Genomic DNA, 3544 nt, shown 5'->3' with positions numbered 1-3544 from the left:
GGCACGGCCGCCTGCGCCGCGGACGCCGGGCGCGGGGGCCGGGCCATGCGGACGTCACCGCGCAGGATGCGCTGGCGGAGCTGGCGCAGCTCGGGCCCGGGGTCCAGTCCGAGCTCCTCGCTGAGGTGCCGGCGGGTGTTCTCGTAACGCTCCAAGGCGTCGGCGCGGCGTCCGACCCGGCACAGCGCCACCATGAGCAGGCCCACCAGCCCCTCGCGGAGCGGGTGCGTCGCCACCAGCGCGATCAGCTCGGGGATGAGCACCGCGTCACGGCCGGCGCGGGTCTCGACGTTGAGACACTCCTCGGTGACCGCCAGCCGTTCCTCGCTCAGCGTGTCGCGCAGCCGGTCCAGCAGTTCGCCGCCGGTGATGCCGGTCAGCGGCTCTCCGCGCCACAGCGCCAGTGCGCTGCGCATCCCCGCCGCCTGCGCCTCCTCCGTCTCCATGGCCCGCGCCCGCGCCACCAGCAGGCGGAACTCGTGCAGGTCGACCTGCTCGGCCGCCAGTCCCAGCAGGTATCCCTGCGGGCCGTGGGCGATCGTGACACCCGCCCGGGCCAGGGCCTGCCGGAGCCGCGACACGTAGCCCTGCACCAGGCCGCGCGCGCCGGCCGGCGGCCGTTCCCCCCACAACGCCGCTATCAGCCGCTCCATCGACACGGTCCGTCCCGCGTCGAGGGCGAGCAGCGCCAGCACGGCGCGCTGGCGCGGCGTGCCGAGCGGAATGTCCTGGAGCCCCCGCGACGCCCGGACCGTTCCCAAAAGCCCGATCTTTACGGCCTGCTCCAGACCCATCAGGTCCGTTTCAGCTGACATATCGCTCTCCGTCTGAAACATCGTTGTAACAGCGCGTGATGCGGGAGATACCGGATGAAGTCCAGCGCGCATCCTGTCGAAAACAAGCTCGCATCCAGTGCTCTCCAACACCATGAACACGATTTCCCCGCATTCGCACCGCAACGACCTTCGGATTGCGTGGCATGCCGCAATGCAGCCATCTCCGGAAAGAGGTAAGAGTGTCCTATCCATTGCGTGACGTGATGGAAGCGTTTTCCGAAACAGCGCGCCTTCATCCGGATCGCCCGGCCGTGACGCGCCATGACCGGACGGTCACGTATGCGGCACTGGAGGCCTGGGTCCGGGCGACGGCGCGGCGGCTGGGGCCGGACCCCGGGGTGGTCGGGGTGCTGACGTCGCGTACGGCGGGCACCGTGGCCGCTCTGCTCGGCACGCTGGCGGCCGGCGGGGTCTACTGCCCGATCGATCCCGCGTACCCGTGGCCGCGGCGGCAGGCGCTGATGGCGGCGAGCGGCTGCCGGGTGGTGATCGGCGAGCCCGGCTCCGCCGTACCGCCCGGGGCGCGCCTGACGCAGCTCCCCGACCCCGCCGTACCACCCGGGGTGCGCCTGACGCGGCCGCCCGGCCTCGGCGATCCCGCCGTGGAGGGCTTCGCGGCGGCCTCGCCGGACGACCCGGCGTACATCCTGTTCACCTCCGGCTCCACCGGCGAGCCCAAGCCGGTGGTGACGCCACGGGGGGCGATCTCGGCCGTGACGGCCGGGCTGCGGGAACTGTTCGGCATCACCCGGGACGACCGGGTGCTCCAGTTCGCCTCACTGAACTGGGACACCTGCCTGGAGGAGATCCTGCCCGCGCTGACCTCGTGCGCGACGCTGGTCTTCCACGACCACGCGTATTCCGGGTCCCTCCATCGGATGCTGCGGATGGTCGACGCCGAGCGGATCACCGTCCTGGACCTCCCCACGGCGTTCTGGCACGAACTGGTCCATCACCTGACGGCCGAGCGGGCCGCCCTCCCGCCCTCGGTGCGGCTGGTCGTCATCGGCGGGGAGGCGGTCAGCCCGGTACGGCTGGCGGACTGGCGCGCCCTCGGCCTCGACGCCGTCCGCCTGGTCAACACGTACGGGTGCACCGAGACCACGCTCATCACGCACGCCGTCGACCTGCACGGCCCGCGGGCCGCGAAGAGCGGGCCGGACGATCGGGTGCCGATCGGCCGGCCCCTCCCCCACGTCGTCGAGCGGATCACCGAGGAGGGCGAGCTGTTGGTCGGCGGGCCCGCGCTGGCGCTGGGCTACCGGGACCGGCCCGAGGCGACCGCCGAGCGGTTCGTCGAGCTGGACGATCCGGACGTCGTCCCTGAAGGCGGCGAACCGGGCCAGGGCCCCAGGCGGTACTTCCGCACCGGCGACCGGGTCAGCCGGCGCCCGGACGGCGCGCTCGTCCACGAGGGGCGGCTGGACCACGAGCTCAAGGTCCGCGGCATCCGGGTGGACCCGGGCGAGGTGGAGGCCCAGATCTCCGGCCACCCGCGGGTGGGGGCGGTGGCCGTGGTGGGCGTCCCGGTCGCCGGCCACACGACGCTCGCCGCCTACGTGGTGCCCCGCTCCCCCACCCTGACCGCCTCACTGGCCGAGGACGTCCTGGACTACCTGCGCGAGCACGTCCCGGCCCATCTCGTGCCTCATCGCATCACCGTCGTACCGGAGCTCGTCCACACGGCGAGCGGGAAAGTCGACCGGGCCGGATCGCACCGGCGATACAGGTCAGCCGTCGTTTAAGGAGACCCCTTTCATGAATGTCGACGCCGTATCTGTCGTATTCCGCGAAGTTCTTGAAGTTCCCGAGATCAGCGCTGATTCTGACTTTTTCGTTATGGGTGGGGATTCACTGCTCGCCACCCGCGTGCTGAGCGCGATCGCGCGAGCCAGCGGGGTGGAGCTGGAATTCGACGACCTCCTCGACGCGCCCACCCCCGGCGCCCTTGCCGCGAAAGTCAGGGGCATGGCATGAACGTCGTCGTCGTGGGAGCCGGTCTGGCCGGGCTGACCGCGGCCACCGATCTGGCCGCGCGCGGCGCAGAGGTGACCGTGCTGGAGGCGCGGGACCGGGTGGGCGGCCGGACGCACGGCCTGGAGGTCGAGCCGGGAGGCTGGGTGGACGCGGGCGCCGCCTACCTGGGCGAGCGGCACACCGCGCTCACCGCCCTGCTCGCCGCGCTGGACCTGAAGACCACGCCGGCCACCGTGGCCGGAGACAGCCGCTTCGCCCTCCGCGACGCCGGCCGGACCCGGCCCGGCCGCTTCCCGCCGCTGTCCGCGGTCGCGCTGGGCGAGATGTTCGACGCGCTGGAGGAGGTCACCCGGCTCGTACGGCCGGACGCCCCCTGGCTGACGGAGGGCGGCGCGCGGCTCGACGACCTGTCCGCGGAACGGTGGGCGGCCGAGCACCTGCGCCACCCGGACGCGCGGTTGTTCTTCCCGCTGTTCCTCGGCGAGATGATGGCCGCCGACCCGGCCGACGTGTCGGTCCTGCACATGGCCTTCTACCTGCGCTCCGGCGGCGGCATCCGCTACCTCAACGCCTTCGAGGGCGGCGCGCAGGAGTGGCGGATCGCCGGCGGCGCGCACCAGCTCTGCGAACGGCTGGCCGCCGCCCTGGGCGACCGGGTGCGGCTGGGCGAGCCGGTCCTGGCGCTGCACCAGGACGCCGGCGGCGTCACCGTCACCACGCCGCGCGGCCAG

At 72.9% G+C, this 3544-nt stretch carries 4 protein-coding genes; 3 read left to right on the top strand and 1 reads right to left on the bottom strand.

Features of this window, described 5'->3' with window-relative positions; genetic code table 11:
• A partial coding sequence (locus AB0H81_RS44290; RefSeq protein ID WP_358388389.1) for an AfsR/SARP family transcriptional regulator occupies positions 1–815 on the bottom strand: 815 nt, incomplete at its 3' end.
• Positions 816–979: 164 nt separating this feature from the next.
• Here AB0H81_RS44290 and AB0H81_RS44285 point away from each other — a divergent pair.
• The 3 genes from AB0H81_RS44285 to AB0H81_RS44275 all read left to right on the top strand — a co-directional run.
• Positions 980–2581, top strand: a complete 1602-nt coding sequence (locus AB0H81_RS44285) for an amino acid adenylation domain-containing protein (protein ID WP_358388386.1) — start codon at positions 980–982, stop codon at positions 2579–2581.
• Positions 2582–2594: 13 nt separating this feature from the next.
• On the top strand, positions 2595–2813 hold the full coding sequence (locus tag AB0H81_RS44280) for a phosphopantetheine-binding protein (protein WP_358388383.1): 219 nt from the start codon (positions 2595–2597) through the stop codon (positions 2811–2813).
• Positions 2810–3544 (top strand): FAD-dependent oxidoreductase (locus tag AB0H81_RS44275; RefSeq protein ID WP_358388380.1); only part of this gene is annotated, 735 nt, incomplete at its 3' end. The genes AB0H81_RS44280 and AB0H81_RS44275, both read left to right, overlap by 4 nt.

Source organism: Nonomuraea sp. NPDC050691, assembly GCF_040654455.1.
Classification (GTDB): Bacteria; Actinomycetota; Actinomycetes; order Streptosporangiales; family Streptosporangiaceae; genus Nonomuraea.
The sequence above is the reverse complement of the archived record's forward strand: the minus strand, read 5'-3'. Positions and strand labels throughout refer to the sequence as shown.

Bases quoted from the DNA above. Each gene is read 5' to 3' on its own strand.
- AB0H81_RS44285 (WP_358388386.1), top strand. From the start codon at position 980: ATGCCGCAATGCAGCCATCTCCGGAAAGAGGTAAGAGTGTCCTATCCA.
- AB0H81_RS44280 (WP_358388383.1), top strand. From the start codon at position 2,595: ATGAATGTCGACGCCGTATCTGTCGTATTCCGCGAAGTTCTTGAAGTT.